The 20214-nt window shown below is 68.9% G+C and carries 13 protein-coding genes; 8 read left to right on the top strand and 5 right to left on the bottom strand.

Going from position 1 to position 20214, the window contains the following annotated elements:
* Positions 1 to 353 precede the first annotated feature (353 nt).
* The 3 genes from WMF20_RS17175 to WMF20_RS17165 all read right to left on the bottom strand — a co-directional run bounded on the left by WMF20_RS17175 (position 354) and on the right by WMF20_RS17165 (position 7430).
* On the bottom strand, positions 354 to 1823 hold the full coding sequence (locus WMF20_RS17175; protein ID WP_437614960.1) for a tetratricopeptide repeat protein: 1470 nt from the start codon (positions 1821 to 1823) through the stop codon (positions 354 to 356).
* A gap of 11 nt (positions 1824 to 1834) precedes the next feature.
* Positions 1835 to 5677 (bottom strand): hypothetical protein, encoded by a 3843-nt coding sequence (locus WMF20_RS17170; protein WP_437614958.1) that lies wholly within the window; start codon positions 5675 to 5677, stop codon positions 1835 to 1837.
* A gap of 91 nt (positions 5678 to 5768) precedes the next feature.
* Positions 5769 to 7430, bottom strand: coding sequence for a tetratricopeptide repeat protein (locus WMF20_RS17165; RefSeq protein ID WP_437614956.1), 1662 nt, complete (start codon positions 7428 to 7430; stop codon positions 5769 to 5771).
* A gap of 634 nt (positions 7431 to 8064) precedes the next feature.
* Between WMF20_RS17165 and WMF20_RS17160 the strand changes: the two genes are divergently transcribed.
* Complete coding sequence (locus WMF20_RS17160; protein ID WP_437614954.1) at positions 8065 to 8889, top strand: hypothetical protein; 825 nt, start codon at positions 8065 to 8067, stop codon at positions 8887 to 8889.
* Between the two features lie 7 nt (positions 8890 to 8896).
* Complete coding sequence (locus tag WMF20_RS17155) at positions 8897 to 9523, top strand: YraN family protein (RefSeq protein WP_437614952.1); 627 nt, start codon at positions 8897 to 8899, stop codon at positions 9521 to 9523.
* A 97-nt stretch (positions 9524 to 9620) separates the two neighbouring features.
* On the opposite strand, the gene WMF20_RS17150 is transcribed toward WMF20_RS17155, so the two are convergent.
* On the bottom strand, positions 9621 to 10490 hold the full coding sequence (locus WMF20_RS17150) for a HAMP domain-containing protein (RefSeq protein ID WP_437614950.1): 870 nt from the start codon (positions 10488 to 10490) through the stop codon (positions 9621 to 9623).
* 76 nt (positions 10491 to 10566) lie between these two features.
* The gene (locus WMF20_RS17145; RefSeq protein WP_437614948.1) at positions 10567 to 11352 is read right to left on the bottom strand and encodes a HEAT repeat domain-containing protein; all 786 of its coding nucleotides are present in this window, start codon (positions 11350 to 11352) and stop codon (positions 10567 to 10569) included.
* A gap of 478 nt (positions 11353 to 11830) precedes the next feature.
* On the opposite strand from WMF20_RS17145, the gene WMF20_RS17140 reads away from it, so the two are divergent.
* From WMF20_RS17140 to WMF20_RS17115, 6 genes are all read left to right on the top strand, one after another.
* Positions 11831 to 13597 carry a carboxypeptidase regulatory-like domain-containing protein gene (locus WMF20_RS17140; protein ID WP_437614946.1) on the top strand — a complete coding sequence of 589 codons (1767 nt, stop codon included), beginning with the start codon at positions 11831 to 11833 and terminating at the stop codon, positions 13595 to 13597.
* Positions 13598 to 13740: 143 nt separating this feature from the next.
* Complete coding sequence (gene ftsY, locus WMF20_RS17135; RefSeq protein ID WP_437614944.1) at positions 13741 to 15108, top strand: signal recognition particle-docking protein FtsY; 1368 nt, start codon at positions 13741 to 13743, stop codon at positions 15106 to 15108.
* 426 nt (positions 15109 to 15534) lie between these two features.
* On the top strand, positions 15535 to 16452 hold the full coding sequence (locus WMF20_RS17130; protein WP_237245405.1) for an outer membrane beta-barrel domain-containing protein: 918 nt from the start codon (positions 15535 to 15537) through the stop codon (positions 16450 to 16452).
* Positions 16453 to 16525: 73 nt separating this feature from the next.
* Positions 16526 to 17392 (top strand): hypothetical protein, encoded by an 867-nt coding sequence (locus WMF20_RS17125; protein ID WP_237245404.1) that lies wholly within the window; start codon positions 16526 to 16528, stop codon positions 17390 to 17392.
* A gap of 227 nt (positions 17393 to 17619) precedes the next feature.
* On the top strand, positions 17620 to 18315 hold the full coding sequence (locus WMF20_RS17120) for a HEAT repeat domain-containing protein (RefSeq protein WP_437614942.1): 696 nt from the start codon (positions 17620 to 17622) through the stop codon (positions 18313 to 18315).
* A 287-nt stretch (positions 18316 to 18602) separates the two neighbouring features.
* Positions 18603 to 20210, top strand: coding sequence for a hypothetical protein (locus WMF20_RS17115; RefSeq protein WP_437614940.1), 1608 nt, complete (start codon positions 18603 to 18605; stop codon positions 20208 to 20210).
* The last annotated feature ends 4 nt before the right edge of the window (positions 20211 to 20214 follow it).

Raw genomic sequence — 20214 nt, 5'->3', positions numbered from 1 at the left:
TCCAGCCTCCTGACAATGTTCCGACGCGGTTACAGTGCCATTGTACCGCCTTACACGGCGGCCGGTCAACCAGCTTCGCATGTCATCGGTGCGACGGAGAGCACGACCCACGCTCGCATCGACAACCGAATCCACCCAAGGTTCCCAGAGCGTTGCGACGAAAACGCCGAGCCCCCTTCTCTTTACGTCAGCGAGAGAAGGGGGCTCGACGCGCTGTCTGACGCGCCGCTACGCGGCCCGGCATGCCGCTTGAGCTCGCTCGGAAATCTTCAGGTTTCCTCGCTCGCTCTCCCTGGCGGCTCGGGCCGCTCGCGGCGCTCGTCCGACAGCATCGGAGACAGGGCTCCTGCTGCCTACGGAGCCGGAGTCGCCCCTTCTCCCCCCTCGCCCTCGCTCCCGGCAGCTGCCTCCTGCTCGGCTTCCTTCGTCTTCATGTCGGCCTCGGCCGCCTTGCGCTCGGCCTCGGTCTGCTTGTTGAAGGCGATGATCTGGTCGATCTCCTCCATGCGCTCCTTCGACCGCTTCACCGCGTCGGCGAACTCGGTATTGGAGCCCGCCTTCTGGATGAATTGGCCGAACAGCCCCTTCGCCGACATGAGGGCGCCCTCGGCGGCCTTGCCGCCCGACTTCGCCTTGTACTCCTGGGTCAGGATCGCCTCGTTGTAGTAGGTCTCGGGGCGCTCGGGGGCGAGCTTCTTGGCGGCCTCGAGCTCGGCGCCGGCGGCCGCCACCATGTTGTCGAAGTTCGAGTCGTCGATCTGACCGCGCAGGGCGAGCGCGAGCCCCAGGTGAGCGTCGTAGTCGTTCGGACGCATCTTCAGGGCCGCGCGGTACGCCTCGTCCGCCTGCTGGAACCCACGGAACTGCAGGTTCACCGCGGCGTAGTTCATCTGCGCCTCGTAGAAGGTCGGGTCGAGCTTCCTCGCGATGTTGAACTCCTGCACGGCGCCGTTCAGGTTCGCGAGCTCGACCTGGATCATGCCCGCGGTGTTGTGGATCGGCGCGTAGTTCGGGTTCTTGCGGATGGCTTGAGAGCAGACCAGCGCGGCGAGCTCCAGCGCCTGCGTGTCGACCTTCTTCTGCTTGCTGACGTTGGTCGCGACCGCCTTGCCCGACCTCCTGCCCGCCTTCTGCTTCGCCGTCTCCAGGTAGTAGATGGCGAGCTGGTTGAAGGCCGGCATGAAGGCGTCGTCGACGGCCAGCGCGCTCTGGATGTACCGCTTCGCGCGCTGGAAGTCGTTGGGGCCATCGTTGTCGGCGACGTTGTTGCCGCGCTTCATGTACAGGAGCGCGAGGTGCACGAGCGCCTCGACGTTCTTGTACTGGGCGTCGACGACGGCGGCCTGGCGCATCTCGCTGATCGCCGCGTCGATGTTCCTCTCGCCCGACTCCGCCAGGTTGTAGAGCGCCACCTGGACGCGCGCCGGGTGGAACTTCGGGTTCTTCTGGAGCGCCTGCTGGAAGTACTTCTTCGCCTCCGAGTCCTTCTTGCAACGCTGGTACGCGAGCCCCGCGTTGTAGATGGCCTCGGCGAACGTCGCGTCCCCTTGCTCGTTCGCCGCGTCGAGGAACAGCTGGGCCGTCGAGCTGCAGGTCGCCTCGTTCCAGTCGGCCGCCTTGTCGTGCTGGACCATGGTGTCCATGGCGGTCTTGAACTTGTTGGCCGCCGCGACCGACACGGCGTTGCCCTTGCTGTCGGTGATCTCCTTGCCCGTCGTCGGATCCTTCGCCGCGCGAGACGTACCGCTGACGCTCCCGCCGCCACAACCCGTCGCGGCCAGGAGGAGCACCGCAACCGCTGCCAATGAGGTGAAGCTCTTCATGTTTCGCTCCATCACTTCCTGGGTCGGGTCGTGGCCCGATCGAGCGCCGAGCCTTCCTTCGAGCCGCCGGGCGCCGCCTTCTTGTCCTCACCCTCTTCCTTGCTCGCCGCCGCCGCCGGCTTGTCCGTGACGGTCGGCGCTTCGCGGTAGGGCGTCCCGTCGAGGTTCAGCGGCGCCGGACGATCGCTCAGGCCGGAGTTGACCCGCGACGGAGAGCCGCGGAATTCGTCGATGAGGTGGTACTCGGCGCCGTAGTTCTTCGACAGCCACACCTCGCAGGTGCGGGAGTAGTCGTCGAAGTACTGGTACTTCACCGACAGGTCGAGGCAGGTCTTGAACGCGCCCTTCGCCATCTGCTTCTGCGGCTCGCTCGCCTCGTCCAGGCGCGAGTAGTACTCGCCTCGGATCTCGTCGTACGAGACGTCGGTGCCCGGCACCATGCCGTGCCCCTTCCACTCCTTGGGAATGGGCGCGGCGCGGAACTCGGCGACGAACTTGCCCCACATCTGACCGACGCGCGCGCCGGCGGCGATGACCCACCTCGGCGGAGGCGTGGGCTCCAGCTTGAGGATCTTCTGGTACTCCGCGTCGGCCGCCTCGATCGCCGGGCGCTTCTTCTTCACCCAGTCCGCGACCTTGGTGTTGATGTGCTTGAGGACGTCCTCGCGGTTCCCGGCGCCCTTGTACTCGGGGAACTTGATCTTATCGACTTCCTTCCGCTTCTGCTCCGCGAAGTGGAAGTAGGCCTCGCCGACCGCGGTCAGCACCTTGCCGAGCCGGCGCAGCTTCTCCGGCTCCTCGCCGCCCATCGCGTCGAGCTTCTTCATCGCGGCCGCGGGGTCCTTCCAGTAACCGCGGACCTTGTTGTACTCACCGTTCGCCGGGGTCACGCTCTTCGTCTGCAGGAGGACGCGCGCGTACATCGCGTGCGCCTGCACCTGGACGTCGAACGTCGCGTTGCGGTCGATCTGCGGCATCGCGGTCGACAGCCGCCTGCGCGCCTGATCCCAGTCCTCGCGGTCGATGTAGTGCGCGCCGATCGCGAACGCGATCTGCGCGGTCTGCGCGGGCTTCGCCTTGCCGTAGTTCTTGTTGAAGAGGTCGGCGTCCTTGATGGCCTGGTCCTCCTGGCCGAGGCCGAGCCGCAGCACGACCGCGTCCTGGAGCGCCTCCGCGGCCTTCTCCCCCTTCGGGTTCTCGCGGGCGTAGCGCTCGTACCAGCTCGCCGCCTCGTCGTAGACCGCGATCGCCTGGTAGTTGCCGCCGATCTCGTAGATCGACGTCTTCGCCAGCTCGGTGTTGTGGAGGTTGTACCTCGGGTCGAGCAGGATCTTACGGGCTGCAATCGACTTGGCGATGAGGCGAGCGGCCTGGAACGCCTTCGCGGCGTTGTAGAGGATCTCCTCGCTCTTCTCGCACGCGGGCTGCTTCGCCTCGCAGGCGGCCTCGCCGTACTTCTTCCACATGTCCATGTACGCGATGGCGGCCTTCTCGTAGTTCTTGAGGGCCTCGACGCCACCGGACGCGTCCGCCGCCTCGACCAGCTTCTGGGCGCGCAGGCGCTCGATGTCGCGCTGGATGCGGATCAGGATGCCGCACTGCTCGGCGTTCTCCTTCTCCTTGCCGCCCTTGCAGTAGAGGTCGATGAACTTGGGCACGTCCGCGGCCATGTCGTCGTAACAAGACGGACGCGGCGGGTCCATGTTCGCGCCGAGGACGTTGAGCGACTCGAGGTAGAGCTGGGACGCGTAGATGCCGACTTCCTTGTCGGCGTGGTTCAGCGCCACGTCGCGGAACGCGAGCGCCGCCTCCTCCCAGTGCTGCGCCTCGAAGTACGTGCGGCCGCGCGCGTACTTCACCTCGACGTACTGCTCCTGCGCCTCCTTGTCGTTCGCGGCGGGCTTGATGTAGCAGACGTAGCGGTTGAAGGCGGTGATCATGCCCTTCTGGCTGTCGCTGAACTCCTTGGGCTGGAACTTCGCCTTGTCCGCCTTCTTGTCCTTCTCGCCCTTCTTGCCCGTCCCCCCGTCCGGGAGGTTGCCGGACCCCTTCAGGTGGGAGCCGTCCTTGTGGGTCTCGGTGTAGATGTTCTGGTAACAGAGCACCGAGGCGTACGCGGCCTCCGCTGCCTGCGGGCCGTTCGGATCCTCCGCCACGACCGAGTCGAAGGCCGGACCGCACTTGGCCCAGTCCTTCTGGAAGTACAGGAGGTCGGCCATCGCGTACTTGATCTTGAAGATGTTCGGCCAGTCCTCCTTCAGGATGCGGGGGAACTCGAACTTGGCGAACTGCTCCTGCTTGAAGTTGTTGACGACCTTGTCGTAGAGCTGCGCGGCCAGCTGCATCGTCTTCTTGTCGCCGGTGCCGCGCACGCCGCCCGAGCCCACCGCCTCGAGGTGCCAGGCCATCGCCGTCTCGGTCAGCAGGCCGGCGGTGATGTTGGAGCACTTCAGCTTGGCGTCCGCCGGGTGCCCCTCGCCCTGGAACTTGTTGTGCACGTCGAGCTGGCGCCCGAGCACGTCCATGATCTGGTCCTTGTTGCCAGACTTCATGGCGAGCGTCGCCTCGGCGATGTGCCCCTGGTAGACGCAGAACTTCGGGCCCCGATCGCGGGTCATCAGGTCGGTGTAGAGCTCGATGCCCTCCTTGTAATGACCGGTGTCGAGGTAGTTCTGCCCGAGGTCGTCCATCATCTTGAACGTCTTCTCGGAGCTGCCGCTCGAGTCGCCGCTGAGCGGCCGGAGGAAGTCATGGGACTTCCGCGGATCGCCCGCGAGCGCGTAGACCGGGATGATGTCGCGCCGCGCCGAGACCGCGAGCTGGGCCGCGTTCGGCATCTGCTGGAACTGCTGGCCGTACTCGATCGTCTTCTTGAACTCGCTGATGGCGCGGGCGAAGTCGCCCTTGTTCCAGTAGACGTACCCGAGCTTGTAGTGGGCGTAGCCCCAGACCTTGTTCTCGGGCGGCGGGTACTGGGTGACCTTGACGTACGACTGCTCGGCCAGGTCCCACTTGGACGGGTCGCCCTGCGCCTCGTTGAAGAAGAGCTCGCCGAACGCGAGGTACGCGTTCGGGATGTACTTCGAGTTGGGCCAGTTCTTGATGAGCTCGAAGTAGACCTTGCGCGCGTCCTCGAGCTGCTGCGCCTGCTCGTACTCGTACGCGAGGTAGTAGAGGACCTCGTCCGTGCAGCCCGTGCTCTTCGCGGGGTCGGACGCGTTGGTGCTCTGGCAGTACTTCGGGTACTGCGTCTTGAGCTGCGTGTAGTACTTGATCGCGCTCTTCCGCGCGGCGACGAGGATCTTGTCGGCCTTGCCGACCTCGGCCTGGATCCCGGCGACGGCCTTCGGGTTCTTCCGCTTGGCCTCGTCCGCCTTGATCTGCCCCTCGGTCTTGTCGCGGAACGCCGCCGACTCCAGCTCGACGTACCCCTCGGCCAGGCGCCGCATCAGCTTCGGCCGATCCGGCGCGTTCTTCGGCGTCGAGGCGTACAGGCTCTCGAGGCCCTGGATCTCGGTGATCAGCAGGCTCCTCACCTTCGGGGCGAGGCGGTTGCGCCGCTCGTCGCGCTGCGCCGAGGCCTGCGACGCGGTCGGGTTGGCCGGCTTCGTCAGGTCGTCGCGCTTCTTCAGCTGGATGCCCGTGGGGGCCGACTTGAAGCTGACCTGCGGCTTCTTGCCCGCCGACACCTGCAGCTTGCCGCCCGGACACGCGGCGATCGCGTCCTTCGCGGGCTGCGTGATGCATGCGTCGGCCGCCGACGCGGGGCTCGTCGTGACGGCGCACGCCGCCACGGCCAGCGTGCCTGCCGCCGCGCGGAGCGCATGCAGTACACCGAACTTCGACTGCTTCATCTCCATCTCCGTCCCTCCGCCACGGACCCCCGTGAGGAAGCGCTCCCTGCCCCGCGGTCCCAGGCCGCGGGGCAAACGTTTAAGAAATCTCTCACTTGCTGCACTTCGACGTCACGACCTGTCGGTAGAAGCCGAGCTCGTCGCGCCAGTACTCGCCGTCGAACGGCCACAGCACGTGCTCATCGTCGGGCTTGACGACGCCGTACGTGAGCGCGTCCTCCTTCGACAGCTGGCCGCTGACGACCTGCTGGTCGAGCTTGTTCCGCTCGGCCGCGGTGATGTCGATGAGGATCTTCGACGAGTCGCGGAGGTGCTCGTTGAGCTCGTCGAGGTTGCGCTGGTAGCGCTCCCGGCCGAGCGTGCCGGCGTTCCGGATCGCGAGGCTCCGCGCGAAATCGAGCGCGTCGGTCACCTCGCTGCCGACCGGAGAGTTGCGGAAGTTGACGGGCGCCTTCTTGAACCGCTCCGCCTCCTCGTCGAGCACGCGCACGTACTCCATGTTGCGGCGGAGCTGGCGATCCGAGAGCGCGTTCTCGACGATCGGGCGGACCGTCGGCGACAGGTTCGCCTTGCCGTCGCTCACGTCCTTCAGGAACTGGAAGAAGCGCTCCTCGTTCCCCTCCCCCTGGAACCGGTTCAGGATCGACTCGAGCTCCTTCTTGATCGGCTCGTACTTCTTCTTCATCTTCGCGACGATCGTCGTCGCGTCGCCGTACTGGCAGATCGTGAAGGAGACGACCGCCTTCAGGATGTCGGCCTCGGGATAGAACGAGTTCGGGAAGTAGGGCGACTCGATCGTGTGGATGTTGCCGAGGGCCTGCGGGTACAGCCCGGCCATGAAGTACGCCCAGGACTGCTCGAAGAGGCTGTCCAGCCAGTACTCGCTCGCGACGTCGACGCGGTTCCAGTACTTGACGGCGGCCGAGAGCTTCGCGGCGTCGATCGTCGGGACGTTGTTGTCGTCGAGGCGGACGGAGGCCGAGTAGTAGGTGCGCGCCATCGAGAGGAACGCGAGGTCGCGCATGCGCGCCTCGTCCTCGACGCCCTCGACGCCCTCGTCGATCGCCTGGACGATCCGCTGGAACGACTTGACCGCCGGCACCGACTTGCGCAGCTGCACGTACGAGATGCCGCTGAAGAACTGGGCCTGGACGTAGTACTTGCTCTTGGGGTCGACCTTCGCGAAGAGGGCGATCGCCTCCTCGTAGTTCCGGTTCCGGTACTTGTAGCGGCCGAGCAGGTAGTTCAGCTGCCAGTAGAGGTCGCGCTGCTGGGGGTTGTTGAACCGCGCGATCTGCTCGGTCTTGTACTTGCCGACGCGCTCGATGATGTCCGCCGGCTCGGGGAGCTGCGTCGCGAGCTTGGACAGCCAGAGCAGCGTCTCGTTGAACTTGAGGTGGCTCGGCTTGTCGGCGACCTGCGAGAAGATCGCATAGCTCGCCTGGTAGAACTGCAGCCGGTACAGCGCGATCGCGAGGTGGTACTGCGCGATCTGGCGGTTGCCCTCGTCGTCCCCCGTGTCGCCGTCGACGACGCGCTTCAGCTGCCGCGCGGCGTCGCTCCACCGCTCGCTGTCGAACAGCCGCTTCGCCTGCGCCGCCTCCTCCGTCATCTGGCCCGCCGTCACGGGGCCCGCATCCTCGTCGAGGTTGATCTCCTTGTTGGGCTTCGTGCCGCCCTTGGCGTCCGCCTTTCCAGCCGCGACGGGCTTACCCTTGCCGGCCTGCGCGTGCCCCACGGCGGGGGAGAGCAAGAGGGCAGAAGCTACAAGGCAGATACTCGCCAGCCGGTTCCGCATCGTCGTTCCTCGCTTTCGGCGACGTAAAGATCGTGGCCCCTTCGCCCCGTTCGCGGCTCCACACACCGGAAGCGCGCGCCGTAGACCCCCGAGGCAGCTCGGTCGAGAACCAAAAAGTTCAATGAGAATCAACGGATACTTGCGTGTGGCGGGGGATGGTAGGATTGTGGCGCGCGGCTTGTCAAGCGATGCCGGCCGTGGGCCTGCGCTACATTCCTGGCCTCGGACACCGGGCGCCGCGTCGGCCTTGGGGTTGCGCACTGCGTAGCAGTCGAGGGTGGAATTATCGAAGAGCTGCGGCGCCGCTTCCTTCACGGGAACGCCACGCCGGCGCCGCGCCCCGGAAGCGTGGCCGCCCCCTGCCAAGGGACCGCCGGGCGCGGGGGTCGAACGTTGCGCGCCGGCGACGGCGCCCCACCTCGGCGGGGCGCGCCCCATCCGGCTGTTGACGCTCAAGGCGCGCTTCGTCTAGGGTCCAACCGCTGACGTTGTGCCTTTGAGCACCTCGACTTGAGCGTTTTCTTGCCTCCCGTCCGCGCGCCTTCTGCCGAGGCGAAGGCGCGCACCGCCGCCGAAGGAGCACGTTCTGATGACCCGTTCCATTCTGTCCGGCCTGCTCGGCCTGCTCAGCGTCGTCGCTATGGCGAGCCTGCCCTCCGCGTGTGAAAGCGGCGGCGTGGGCGACCCGTGCCTGCCCGAAGACGAGTACGATCCGCAGTTCGCTGGCTTCAAGGTGACGGAAGAGAACATCGAATCGCGGTCCTTCCAGTGCCAGACGCGGATCTGCCTGGTGAACCACTTCCAGGGGCGCGTGAGCTGCCCCCTCGGCCAGGAGGCGCCGGCGCCCTGCGATCCGAACAACGCGGCGTCCTGCGGCGACAAGGGCGAATGCGTTCTGTCCGGGGCGGTCGAGCCGCCGAACTGCGCTGGGAACCAGGACTGCCGGTGCCAGACCGACGACGACTGCTACGGCGAGGGCTGGCGCTGCGACACCGACGGCATGTGCAAAGCGCACGTGTGCCGCGCCCTGAACGACAAGGGCGAATTCGTCGGCTGCCAGGACCCGACTGCTGAGGACAACGCGGGCAAGCCCTGCTGCGTGCCGGGGACCGAGGCTCCCGTCGCGTCGCCCGTCTGCGGCCAGTGCGCCCCCGACTCGCAACGGAACGCACAGCAGGCGGTGTACTGCTCCTGCCGGTGCGGCGTGGCCGACGGGGAGCCGGACGATCCGAACTTCAACTTCTGTGAGTGCCCGCAGGGCTTCACCTGCTCCGAGATCCGCCCGAACGTCGGGCTCGGGGACCCGCTCCTCACCGGCAAGTACTGCATCAAGCAGGGCTCGCAGTTCGAGAGCGAGGGGGAGTGCGCCGACGTGCCCGGCCGCGTCAACTCGGACCAGTGCGCGGGCTTCTAGGCATCGGGTGACGGGCCGCCGCGCCTCGCGCAGCCCTCGGCGTGCGCCGGTCGATCGGACCGGCGGCGCCCTTCCCTCCAGCGACGGTTCAGGCTCACACGACGGCTCGCCGCCGGCGCGCACGTCGCGCACCGGAGAGCCGCCGGTCCGTGCGACGCGCGGCGGCGGGCTCGCGGGAGGCGCGCGCGCCGCGGGCGCCGACGAGCGCGGCGACCCCGGAGGCGCGTCGTCTCGCCGCGCGGAGATCGCGCCCGCTGCCGCTCCGCCGGCGGACGCGCGGAGAGCGCTCGGGGCGCGCGCCGAAGACGCCGTCGTCGCCTACCTAGCGGCGCAAGGGATCGAGGTGGTCGCGCGCAACGCGCGGGTCGGCCGCCTGGAGATCGACGTGATCGCGCGGGACGGCCCGGTCATCGCGATCATCGAGGTGCGGACGCGCGGCGCCGGCTCGTACGTCCGCGCCCTCGACAGCATCGACGCGGGAAAGCGAGCGCGCGTGCGGCGCGCCGGAGAGCAGCTCTGGCGCGCCCGCTTCTCGCGCGTGCGCGGCGTGGAGCGGATGCGCTTCGACGCCGCGTCGGTGACGTTCCTCCCGAACGGCGAGCCGGCAGTCGAGCTCATCAAAGCTGCCTTCTAGCGCGCTTCGATTTTTGGGGTTGATTTCGGATCGATTTCGAGCTGCTGCTGCGGGGCTGCTCGAGGAGGCGCGCGCCGCTCGGGCGCACGCGAGCGGGTCACGCGTCGAGCTGCTCTTGCATCTCGGTGCGGAGGCGCTTGAGCTGCGCGACGCCGTCGGGGTCGATCTCGACGGCGCCCTTCTGCGCGCGCGCGTCGGCCTCCAGCTTCGCGAGGATCGCGTCCATCTTCTCGATCTTGGCCTGCTGGCGCGCCCGCAGATCCTCGACCATCTTCTCGAACGCTTCGAAGAAGTGCTGGAGCTCGTCGCCCTTCCGCAGGCGCTCGCGCACGACCAGCTTGCCCTCGCCGACCTGGCGGAGCAGCCGCTTCATCTTGAAGATCGGGCCGGCGATCTTGTGCGTGAAGACGATGCCCGCCACGCCGACGCCGAGGACGAGCAGCGACAGCAGCGCGACGATGAGGCGGAGCAGCATCTGCTGGTTGTCCGCGACCTCGACGGCCTGCCGCTCGAGCGCCGCGGCGCGCTGCTGCAGCGACGCCGCGTCGCGCTCGAGCCGCGCCTGCTCGTCCTTGAGCTTGTTCTCGTCGCGCTGCGCCGCCTCGCCGAACGTCTTCGCGAGCTCGGGGTCGTCCTTGTATTCCTTCGCGATGTTCATCGCGACGACCTCGCTGACCCGGCGGCTCTGGACGAGTACCTCCTGGCCGCGCTTGACGGTCTCCTGACCCTGACGGACGATCTCTTGCCCCTGCTGCACGGCGGTGCGGCTCTGCTCGATGATCTTCGAGCTGGCGTTCCAGAGGAGGATCCCGAGCGCCGCGGAGAGCGCGAGGCTGATCCCCACGAGGAACCCCGTGTATTTCAGCTGGAATTTCTGATCGAGCAGGTAGTTCCGCGCGCTCCGCTGGTAGCGCGCTCTGACCTCCGGGGCGGAGGTCTGCGGGGCCGTGCTGGAAGCGTCGCTCATGGGATCCTCGAAGCTGGCTGGAGATGACAAGGGTCGTGAGGCACGGGGAAAGCCAATATCGAGCCGCGATGATGCGTCACAGCGAGGCGACGACCTTGTGGAAGGTCTCGACCGCGTTCTCGACGCACATCTTCATCAGGATGTTCTCGCTCTGGACGTCCTTCTTCGGGGTGCCGCTCTGCGTGAGCTTGGGCGCGAACTCGCCCTGGAGCGACTTGGACGGATAGGTCCACATGCTGACGCGGACCACCTGGGTGAGGTTGCCCCCCTGGTACACGGCGGGCTCGACCGTCGCGAGCAGGTAGAAGCCCTTCATTTTCTTGCCGTTCAGAATCTTCTTGCCCTGGGCGAGCGTCTCGCCCTTGGGGGCCACCGCGTAGCCGGCCTTCGCGAGGATCTTCTCCTGCATCGCGGCGCGCACGAGCGGCTCGATCTCGGACTCGGGGCGGCCGCTCTTGTTCGTGATCTCGATGGCCACGTAGTACTTCGTGTCGGCGCCCGGCGGCGGCGGAGGCGACGGGCCGCCCCCGCCGCCGGCGGACAGCGTCGCGATCGACTTCTGCATCTGCGACTTGACGGCCGGCGTCTGCTCCCGGCCCTCGGCCCGCTGCAGGCACGCGAGCCCCGCGGGCTTGCCCAGCCTGCCGAGCGCCGCGGCCGCCGCGACCCTGACGGACGCGTTGGCGTCGGTCAGGGCGTCGCAGAGCGGCTTCGCGGCAGCGTCGTCCCCCGACGCGCCGAGCGCGAGCGCCGCCTGCGTCCGGACGCGGTAGTCGTCGTTGGTCTTGAGCTGCTCGGCGAAGTGGCTCGTACGCTGATCCGCGTAGCTCCTCGTCGGCATCAGCGAGAGTACGAGCGTCACAACCAGCAACACGAGCGCAGGAAAGGGCCGACGCATTCCACGTCCGACGATACACGAGCGCATCGCCGCCGTGGCGATCGGATCAGCGGGCCTGCACTCGAAATTTGGTGCGCACACGCTCGCACTTTTGCCTTGCATTCGCTCGCTCCTCGTTGCCACCGAACTGGACGGTTTGACGCCGCCTGCCCGCGGGGCTTCAAGGCGCGAAACACGTTGGGTTTCAGGGTGAACACGACATCATCATCCACTTATCTACCCGTCTCACCGGCGCTCTGCCGACGTCCTGTCGGCGCGTCGCGTGCACGTCCGCTCACGTCCGCGTACGTCGTCGCTCGCCCTCGCCGCCCCTTCCCGCCGACGCGCGCCGGGCGAGCTCGAGCTCGGCGCTGCAGCGAATCCGCTTCCCCTTGCCCGGGCTCGGCCCGCGTGACGAATAATGCGCGACCATGACGAGGAGCTCGCCGGAGGCGTTCGGGAGATGCGTGGCTTGAGACGATGCCTGAAGGCGGCGCTCGTCGCGGCGGCGGCCCTCGCCGCGGCGCCCCCGGCCCACGCGCAGACGCGAGGTGCGCCGCTCCGCATCCATGTGCGGGGGAGCGCGCAGATCGACGCCGTCGCGTGGACGGAGCCCGACGGGTTCGTCGTGCGCGGCAGCGTCATCGACGACGCGCGGAGCCCGGTCGCGGAGGCGCCGCTCTCCATCGACGCCGTCACGAGCGGCGGCGCCCCCGTGGATCTTCCGTCGGCGGAGGCGTGCGCGGAGGGCGGCGCGGCGCGCGTTCGAGAGCACCGCGCCTCGCAGGGAGGGTACGCGCTCACGACCGACGCGCGGGGCACGTTCTGCCTCCGCGGGCGCGCGCCGCTCGCGAACGCGACGCTGCGCGTCCGCTTCCCGGGAGGGAAGCTCTACGAGCCGACCGAGGCGAAGGTCCCGATCGAGACGCACGCGGCCCCGCTCGCGCCGGTGGTCCTCCGGTTCGATCCGCCGGTCGACGCGATCGATCTGGATCGCCCGACGGTCAACGTCACCGTGTCGCTCCGGATCGATCGCAGCGGCGCCGCGGGCGGCGCGCCGTTCGAGCGCGAGCGGCTCCCCGTCGCGCTCGAGGACGAGCGCGGCACCCGGCTCGCGGAGGCGCCCACCGGCGGCGACGGCCGCGCCCGCTTCGAGCTCGCGACCGAGGGCCTCGGCGGCGCCGGGCAGGGCGCGCTGCGCGCGCGCTTCGAGGGGACCGCCGCGCTCGCGAAGGCGAGCGTCGGCCAGGGCGTCGTCCGGTACGCGCAGGTCACGCTCGCCCTCTCCCACCCGGTCGAGCCGGCGCGCGCGGAGGACGGCGTGCCGATCGACGTCGACGTGCGCTCGTCCGGCGGCACGGTCGAGGGCGGCGTCATCGAGGCGCTGCGCGCGGGCGAGCCCGTGGGCGCGGCGGCGGTGGTCGCCGGCAAGGCGCGGGTGATCGCCGCGTTCACCGCCGAGCGCGAGGGGACGGTGCCGCTGTCGCTCCGCTACGTGCCCGCCGCCCCGTGGTGGATCCCCGGCGCCGAGCTCGCGATCGACGTTCCCGTCGCGGGACCCGGGGTGTGGCGGCAGCTCGCGCTCGGCGCCGCCGTCCTCGCGATCGCGGGCTGGGTGCTCGGCGGCTGGCGGCGCGCGCCGAAGCGCGCGGCCGCCGGCGCGGCCGACGAGAAGCCCGCCGCGCCGCCCGGCCGCGCGGGCGTGCGGATCGTGGGGCCGATCGACGACGCGACCGGCTGGCGCGGCGCCGTCGCCGACGCGCACGACGGCGCGCCCATCGCGCAGGCCGAGCTCACGATCGTCGTGCCCGCGTTCGACGGCAGCGGCGTCGTCGCGCGCGCCGTGACCGACGACGCCGGCGAGTTCTCGATCGAGGCGCCGTACCGGAACGACGCGACGCTCGTCGTGCGCGCGCCGACGCACAGCAGCTACGAGCAGGCGCTCCCGCCGCCGAGCAGGCTGGGCATCGCGCTGGTCACGCGGCGCCGCGCCGTGCTCGATCGCCTCGTCCGGTGGGCGCGGCGGCAGGGGGCGCCGTTCGAGGGGCCGCCCGAGCCGACGCCCGGGCACGTGCGCCGCGTGGCGAGCAGGGTCCAGCAGCGCGAGGTCGAGCTGTGGGCGACCCGGATCGAGCACGCCGCCTTCGGGCCCGATCCCGTCGACGAGCGGATCGAGCAGGACCTCGGCGCGTCGGAGCCGAAGCCCGGCGTCTCGCAGCTCGCCCCGTGAGCCGAGCGCTCGGGGCGCGCGGCGGCGGCCCCGCCGCCGCGCCGACCTGCCGTTTCGCTCGCTGGATCGGGCGACCGCGCGAGCGCACGTTGACGTATGGGGTGCGTCCCATATAGTCGGCTCCCTCGCCGGAGAACGCCAACGTGGAAATCGCCCTAATTATCGTCGGCCTCGTCGTGGTGGCGGCGATCGTCTACTTCGTCACGAAGAAGGCGCCGCCACCCCAGATCGAAGCGCCCCCCGAACCGAAGAAGCTCGCGGAGAAGGCGAAGCAGCCCACCGAGAAGCCGGCGGAAAAGCCGGCCCAGAGGCCGCGCGACCAGAAGAAGCCTCCGGCGGAGGAAGAGCCTCCGGCGAAGGCGAAGGAGCCCGCGCCGCAGGAGGAGCCGCCCGCGGCGACGCCCTTCCCCGTCGAGGTGCCCGCCGTCCCGCCGCCCGCCGCTGCGGCGCCCGAGCCCGCGGTCGCGGAGGCGCCGCCCGTCGCCGCGCCGGCGGTCGAGGCGCCCCCGGAGAAGCCGGCCCCCGCGAGGCCGGCGCGGGAGACGACGCCCCCGGGCGCGCGCAAGCGCGACGTCGAGGGGCTCCGCAAGGGCCTCACGAAGGTGCGGGAGCGAGAGGGCTTCTTCGGCCGCCTCAAGGCGCTGTTCGCCGGCAAGAAGGAGATCGATCCCAACGTCGTCGAGCAGATCGAAGAGGTGCTGCTCACCTCGGACGTCGGCGTGAAGACGACGGAGCTCCTCCTCGACGAGATCCGCTCGGCGCTCAGCCGCAACGAGCTCGCCGACACCGACAAGGTCTGGGACGCGCTGCGCGAGCACGCGAAGCGGATCCTGCGCGTCGGCGCCGGCGGCGGGCTGCCGCTGAAGACGCAGCCCACCGTGGTGATGGTGGTCGGCGTGAACGGCGTGGGCAAGACGACCACGATCGGCAAGCTCGCGACGCAGCTCAAGGCCGAGGGCCGGACGGTGGTGCTCGCCGCGGGCGACACGTTCCGCGCGGCGGCGGTGCAGCAGCTCAACGTCTGGGGCAAGCGCGTGGGCTGCGAGGTCGTGCGCGGCAAGGACGGGGCGAACCCGGGCGCCGTGATCTTCGACGCGATCCAGAAGGCGAAGGAGACGGGCGCCGACGTGGTGCTCGCCGACACCGCCGGCCGGCTGCACACGAAGACGAACCTCATGGAGGAGCTGGCCCGGGTCGCGCGCACGATGAACAAGGCGATGGAGGGCGCGCCTCACGAGACGCTGCTCGTCCTCGACGCCACGAACGGACAGAACGCCATGCAGCAGGCCGCGCTCTTCAAGGAGGCGCTGCCCATCACCGGCATCGTGCTGACGAAGCTGGACGGCACCGCGAAGGGCGGCGTCATCCTCGGCATCTGCGCCGAGCACGGGCTGCCCGTACGCTACGTCGGCATCGGAGAGCGCGCCGAGGACCTCCGCGAGTTCGAGCCCGACGAGTTTGTCGAGGCGATGCTCGGCCGCCCGAGCGGCACCGAGGACGCGGCCGCCTGACGAGCGCGGCGCCTCATGGCGAGCGATCTCGGCCCCACCTCCCAATCACTCCCCTCGACATCGGTCAAAGAAATGGGCGATGGTCCGAGCCGTCGGACCGCCTCGCCCGCGCCGGCTGGACCGTCAGGAGCCGGCACCTCGGCCCCGCGCGAGCAACGGCGGATCCGGGCCCGCGGCGATTGTGCAGCGAATTTGCCGGTCGGCGCGAGTCCCCCCGGGCGCGCGCCGTCCGGGGGCTCGCCAGGTTGCCCAAGGCAAACGGATTTGGTTGTTGATCCTTTTATTTTCGACGTGATATAGTCCGTCGGGCTTGGCGGTTGACCGAATTAATTAATGAATTCGCGTAGTTAGAAAGCTGTACTACCTGGGCGATCGATCGCTCGCATCGCACGGACTTCGGAAGGGATGGCGATGAACCAGGCTCGCGTGGGGCTTCTCGTTGCGGCTGCGCTGGTCGCGGTGCCGCTCACGGCGTCGGCTCAACCAAAACAGCAACCCAAGGAAATTAACCTCGACGAGCCAGAGACTCCTGCCGAGGGCACGGAGCCGGCGGAGGCCCCCGCGGCTCCGGCCGAGGGCGAGGGTGGCGATGAGGCGGGGCTTGGGGACATCTGTAAGATCGACCCGTCGGCGTGTCCCACGATCGACTTGAATAAGGAAGCGGCGAAGGATCTCAACCCGGAGACCTACGCGGTGCAGCAGATCTACGCGCTGCGCTACCACCGCTTCGAGGTGAACCCGTACTTCGGGCTGACGATGAACGACCAGTTCGTCGGGCACAACGGTCCGGGGCTCGCGATCAACTGGTACCTCACCAACGTCCTCGCGATCGGGGTCAACGGCAACTGGTACGCCGGCCTCAACACGCCGTCGGACTTCAATTTCCAGACGAGCAGGGCGGCGCGTATCGGTGAGCCGATCACCGAGTATCAGTGGAACGCGAACGCGAACTTCACGTACGTCCCCGCGTACGGCAAGTTCGCCGGGTTCAGCGACTTCATCTTCCACTACGACTTCTTCGTGCTGGGCGGCGTCGGCGCGATCTCGACGCGGCCCATGGCCGTCGTCGATCCGGACAACCGCACCTTCGACTGGAAGCCCAAGCTCGCCTTCCACGTCGGCGGGGGCCTCCGCATCTTCTTCAACCGCTGGTTCGCGGCCATGGCCGAGGTCAGCGACTACATCTTCTTCGACGAGCTCGAGAACCCCAGCGTCTCGAAGACCAACCCCCAGGACAAGAGCACGTGGCTCGCCGAGGGGAAGAGCTTCACCAACAACGTGCAGGCACAGGTCGGGTTCTCGGTCTTCCTGCCGTTCTCCTGGGAATACCGGCTGCCGAAGTAGGGCCTTTGGACGTGGGGACGCGCCGACGCCGAGCGCGAGACATGGGATGATTCAGCCAAAGACGGGGACAGGCATGATGCGTCGATTCGTCCAAAGCCTCTGCACCGTGGTGGCAGGGCTGACCGGCTGTGCACTTCTGATGACGGCTGCGCCCGCGGAGGCGCAGGAGATCCAGCTGACGGGCCCCCTGGCCGGAGCGCCCGCCGTGCGGAAGCTCCGGCTACACCGCGACGGACGGTTTGAGGTCGCTCCAGGGGCGTCGTTCACGCTGCTGGACGAGTACCGGCGGACGATCATGCCGGGGCTGCGCCTCACCTACCACCTCACCGACTGGTTCGGCATCGGCGCCTGGGGCGGCTACGGGTTCCAGTACAACACCGGGCTGACGGACGAGCTCCAGCGCGTCGCGATCGACAACCGCAACTGCGCCGACCGGCCGTTCACGAAGGCGTGCCAGCTGACCAGGGTCAACCTGACGCGCGGCGACCTCACGGAGGACCAGCTCGCCCAGATCCAGTGGGTCGCGGCGCCGCAGGTCACGGTCGTGCCTTTCCGCGGCAAGCTGGCGCTGTTCGCCGAGCTCTTCGTGGACACCGACGTGAACTTCTTCGCCGGGGTCGCGGCGATCGGGGTCAAGGAGCGCAAGCAGTGCACCAGCAACTGCGCCGAGACCTTCGGCCTCGAGAGCCGCATGGCCATCGCGCCGACGTTCGGCCTCGGCTTGAACTTCTACCCGTCGGACTTCCTCGGGTTCGGCGCGGAGTGGCGCGCCCTGCCCTTCGCGTGGAATACTTCGGGCTTCGACAACCACGGGCTAGGTACGGATGAGGCGTTCCCGGACACCCATGTGGACGACAAGGATCGCGAATTCCACTTCACCAGCATGGTCACCGTGAGCTTGAGCATCCAATTCCCCACCGCCATCAAGACGACGGAGTAGACTTCGCCGGCTCGGTGGCCCGAGCCGTCCCGCCCGGGGCAACCCGGGCGGGGGCGTCCAGTGCCGGGAGCAGCAGGCTCGGCCCTCGGCAGTGGAGCCCGGCGGCGATCGTCGGGCAGCTCGGACCGCGGCGGCGGGACAGCCACCAGAGGTCAGCGTTGGGTATTTTCGATTTTCTCCGCAAAAGCAACCCTCCGGCCGGAGGTGCCCCCTCCGACAACAAGAAGGTGGCCGGCCCGGCCAAGGTCGTCGCGGACAAGCGCGCTCAGACCTACGACCGCCTCGACGCCATCCAGACGCTCGCGGCGATGAAGAACGCCGACGCAGCGGCGGCGCTCCTCAGGCGCTTCACGTTCTCGATCGACCCCTCGATCACGGATCAGGAAGAGAAAGATCTGGCGTTCCGGGGCATCGTCGACGCGGGCAAGGACGCGGTGCCGGCCGTGGTCGAGTTCTGCCTCAAGGCCGAGACCCTCACCTGGCCGCTCAAGGTCCTGCGGGCGCTGCTCGAGGACGACGACTACCGCGTCGAGCTCGTCCGGCTGCTCGATCGGTGCGACACGGAGTATGCGCGCAACATCGAGCCGAAGCAGCAGATCATCATCGCGCTCGGCGAGATCAAGGGCGACGACGTGCGGGTCGCGGTGGAGCGGTTCCTCGACGACGTGAACGAGACGGTCCGGTTTCACGCCGTGCAGACTATCTTCGCTCAGGGCGACGAGGCGAGCGTGCCAGCGCTCGTGAAGATGCTCGCGACCGAGGAGTCGGTGCGGGTGAAGAACAAGGTGGCCGAGGGGCTCATGACCCGCGGCTGGACGGTGCCCGCGGAGCTGCGGAGCGACGCGAACCAGGCGCTCCAGGACTCGAACGGCTTCAGCGTCGGCGCGGACGGCAAGCTCCGGAAGGGCGCTGGATACGGCTGAGCGGCGCGCTTTTGCGACAAAGCTGTTCGCCCTGCGATCGGGTTGACAGCGTTGCCGCGCGTGGACGAAACTCCGCGCCATGCTTGTTCAGCCCTCGGCGGCAGCTGAGCGCAGAGGCCGCGTAGAGCGGCCCGCAGCAGCGGAAAGCGAGCGCAGAGTCCGTGATTGAGCACCGCTCGTCGATGGCGGAGCTCCCGTCACGACGTCGTGAGCCACGCCCCTGCTCCGGTGAGGCGCGTCGAGGAGCGCGCGAGCGGGGAGCGCTGCGCTCCTCGACGCTGCGCGCGATGGCCGCGGCCAGCCTGCTGCCATTCGCGCTCGCCCCGCGCGGCGCCGCGGCAGCCGACTTCGAGGTCGAGTCGACCACCGGCGTCCAGGCCTACGAGGTCGCGAGCCCCTGGGGAGCCACGAACATCGAGCGACGGCGTCTCCTCCAGACGCTGGGGCTCGCCGTCTACAACATCCAGGGCGACTCGGTGCCAGGCGGGGCCGACTACTCGGCGACCGTGCGGCTCCGGCTCGACGCGGACTTCGGGGTGAACGGCCACCTGGAAGGCGTGCAGCAGGGCGGCGAGACGGACTACAGCGTCGCCGGCGGCTCGCGTTACATCCCGGGGCTGCGCGAGGCGCCGCTCGATCTGATGTACGCGTACGTCGAAGGGCGGAACGTCGCCAGCGGGTGGCTCGGCTTCCGGGTCGGCCGCCAGTACGTGAGCGACGTGCTCGGATGGTGGTCGTTCGACGGCGCGCTCCTCCGGGTAACGACGCCCTACTACGTCCAGATCGAGGCGTACGGCGGCCTCGAGCAGCGCGGCGGCCTGCCGCTCTCGACATCGCGCTTCGAGGCGCAGGGGATGTGGCGCGGCAGCCACCGGGGCTTCGGCGACGACCGCACGCTGCCCGGCAGCGCGGCCGACTACCCGGCGTTCCAGGAGGCGCAGATCGCCCCGGCGTTCGGCGTCGCGCTGGAGAGCGCCGGTCCGAGCTTCCTCCACGGCCGGCTGACCTACCGGCGCGTCTACAACGTGGGGACCGCGATCACCCAGCAGTTCCCGGATGCGGACGGGCACGTCCAGACGACCGACGGGTCGCGCATCTCGCAAGACCGGCTCGGGTACGCCGCCAACGTCAACGTGCCCAACCTCGGCGGGCTCAAGGGCGGGGTGACATACGACCTCTACAACGAGCGCGTCGGCTCGTTCTACGGCGGCCTCGAGGTGTACGCGGGCAGCCGCGTCACGCTGGGAGCGGACATCGACTACTTCGTTCCGACGTTCGACGCCGACTCGATCTGGAACTGGTTCACCCACGCGCCCATCACCACGATCACCGGGCGGGCCGCGGTCGACATCACCCGCGAGGTCGATCTCGCCGCCTGGGGCGGCCCGCGGATGTGGATGGCCGAAGGGAACCCGGAGGAGTTCGGCGCCGGCCAGTGCGAGGTCGCGCGGCTCGGGCCGGATTGCGTCGGGACGACGGCGCTCGATCCGAGCTCCGTGGAGGATTACACGCGCGACGAGGAGAACCGCGCCACGACGATGACGACCGACGTGCTCGCGAACCTCGCGGGCCGCTACCGCACGCGGACGTCGTCGGTCGAGCTCCGCGGGATGCTGCAGACCGGGGAGCGCGGGCGCCGGACAGGCGCCGATCTGTCGGGCGAGAAGCGGCTGCACGGGCAGCGCTACGCGCTCGGGGCGCGGGTGTCGCTGTACAACTGGGCGGATCCGCTCCGGCCGGACCGGGACGCGACGTCGTTCGGGTACGTCCTTGGGGCCGGGTACCGGCCGGGCGAGTTCGCAGACTTCAAGCTCGAGTGGGAGCACGATATGAACCGGCTGGTGGGCCAGCGCTTCCGCGTCGTCGGCCTCGTGAATCTTCGGGTGGCGCCGTGAGCGA

It is taken from the genome of Sorangium sp. So ce834 (genome assembly GCF_051521425.1).
Lineage (GTDB): Bacteria > Myxococcota_A > Polyangia > Polyangiales > Polyangiaceae > Sorangium > Sorangium cellulosum_D.
The sequence above is the reverse complement of the archived record's forward strand: the minus strand, read 5'-3'. Positions and strand labels throughout refer to the sequence as shown.

Coding starts and splice junctions, on each gene's coding strand:
- WMF20_RS17160 (WP_437614954.1), top strand. CDS start 8,065: ATGACCCGTTCCATTCTGTCCGGCCTGCTCGGCCTGCTCAGCGTCGTC.
- WMF20_RS17125 (WP_237245404.1), top strand. CDS start 16,526: ATGATGCGTCGATTCGTCCAAAGCCTCTGCACCGTGGTGGCAGGGCTG.
- WMF20_RS17150 (WP_437614950.1), bottom strand. CDS start 10,490: ATGAGCGACGCTTCCAGCACGGCCCCGCAGACCTCCGCCCCGGAGGTC.
- WMF20_RS17140 (WP_437614946.1), top strand. CDS start 11,831: ATGCGTGGCTTGAGACGATGCCTGAAGGCGGCGCTCGTCGCGGCGGCG.
- WMF20_RS17170 (WP_437614958.1), bottom strand. CDS start 5,677: ATGAAGCAGTCGAAGTTCGGTGTACTGCATGCGCTCCGCGCGGCGGCA.
- WMF20_RS17115 (WP_437614940.1), top strand. CDS start 18,603: ATGGCCGCGGCCAGCCTGCTGCCATTCGCGCTCGCCCCGCGCGGCGCC.
- WMF20_RS17175 (WP_437614960.1), bottom strand. CDS start 1,823: ATGAAGAGCTTCACCTCATTGGCAGCGGTTGCGGTGCTCCTCCTGGCC.